This window comes from Streptomyces durbertensis, assembly GCF_014156695.1.
Classification (GTDB): domain Bacteria; phylum Actinomycetota; class Actinomycetes; order Streptomycetales; family Streptomycetaceae; genus Streptomyces; species Streptomyces durbertensis.
The window spans coordinates 1-1480 of the sequence record NZ_WMLF01000736.1; the positions used below are offsets into that span (position 1 = coordinate 1).

Consider the following 1480-nt stretch of genomic DNA (forward strand, 5'->3'; position numbering starts at 1 on the left):
GTTCCGCTCGGTCGGGGTGTAGCCGTCGTCCTGGGAGGCGACCCGCGGCGCGGCACTGCCCGGGTGAGCGTGCTGCCATGCGTCGGGTCCCTGACCGGCCCCCTGAGTCATCGACCCCTCCACCGTTGTCTGCCGCTGTGCACGCTTGTGAGCATGATCTGGTCCGAGCCAGCCCGGATGCCGTCCGCCCATCATAGGAACGAGCCCCGCGGGTTGCGACGCACCAGGGGGGTGCCGATTGCCGCCATGAAGCGCCGCCACGGGAATTTCTCCTGAATTCTCCGTTTACCCCGTACCGCGAAGAGGTGATCGGCCTTCCGGCGGTCTGTCTTCCGGCTGTCTCCGTCCCGCTGGCCGGTCTTCCGGTGGGCTCTGTTCCGCTGGCCGGTCGTGGCCGGCCGGGTCGGCGGTCACCGGTCGTCGGCGTGGGGCGGGCGCGGCGGGTTGACCTTGGGGCTGCGGCTGCGCCGTTGGGAGGACGTCCGCACGATCAGGTCCGTGGGCATGATGCGCTGGCGCGGCGCGTGGGGCACCGGCGGCCCGCTGGGCCCGGGGGCGGGGCGCCGGTCGTCGCTCTCGATGGCGTCGATCAGGAGTTGGACGACGGTCGTGCCGATGTCGCCCGGTTTGAGGGAGAGCGTGGTGATGGGCGGCTCGGTCGCCGCGTACACCGTGGACTCGCTGCAGCAGACGAGCAGCAGGTCCTCCGGGACGCGCAGGCCGTAGCGGCGGGCGGCGGCGAGCAGGTCGGTGCCGTTCGGGTCGAAAAGCCCGTAGACGGCGTCGGGCCGGTCGGGGCGGGCGAGCAGCCGGTCGGCGGCGACGGCGCCGGCGCGCGGGTCGTGCGCCGGGTACGCCTCGTAGACCGGGTCCTGTCCGACGCGCTCGCACCACCGCAGGTAGGCGCTGGTGGACAGCCGGGTGTAGGTGTCCGTGCTGGTGCCGGTGAGCAGGCCGATGCGGCGGGCGCCGGAGTCGGCGAGGTGGTCGAGGAGATGGGTGACGGCGGCCTCGTGGTCGTTGTCGACCCAGGCGGTGACCGGCAGGGAGTCGGCGGGGCGGCCGTCGGAGACGACGGGGATGCCCTGCTGGACGAGTTCGGTGACCACGGGGTCGTGGTCGGCGGGGTCGATGACAACGGTGCCGTCGAGGGCGACGTTGGACCAGACGTCCAGGGTGCGGTGCCGGGCGGGTGCGGGCAGGATCACCAGCGCGTAGCCGCGGGCGAGCGCGGCGGACGTGGCGGCCCTGACCATGTCGGCGAAGTAGGCGAACTCGGTGAAGGTGAACGGTTCTTCGCCGTAGGTGGTGACCGTGAGGCCGATGAGGCCGGATTTGCCCGTGCGCAGGGTGCGGGCGGCGGCGGAGGGGCGGTAGCCGAGGCGGTCGGCGACCTCTCTGACATGGCGCCGGGTGGCGTCGGGTAGTCGCCCCTTGCCGTTGAGCGCGTCGGAGACGGTCGTGATGGACACGCCTGCTG

At 72.6% G+C, this 1480-nt stretch carries 1 protein-coding gene; it reads right to left on the reverse strand.

Annotated elements, in window-relative coordinates:
• Positions 1–410: 410 nt before the first annotated feature.
• Positions 411–1480, reverse strand: a 1070-nt coding sequence (locus GL263_RS26405) for a LacI family DNA-binding transcriptional regulator (RefSeq protein WP_182858255.1), incomplete at its 5' end; no start/stop codon positions are given.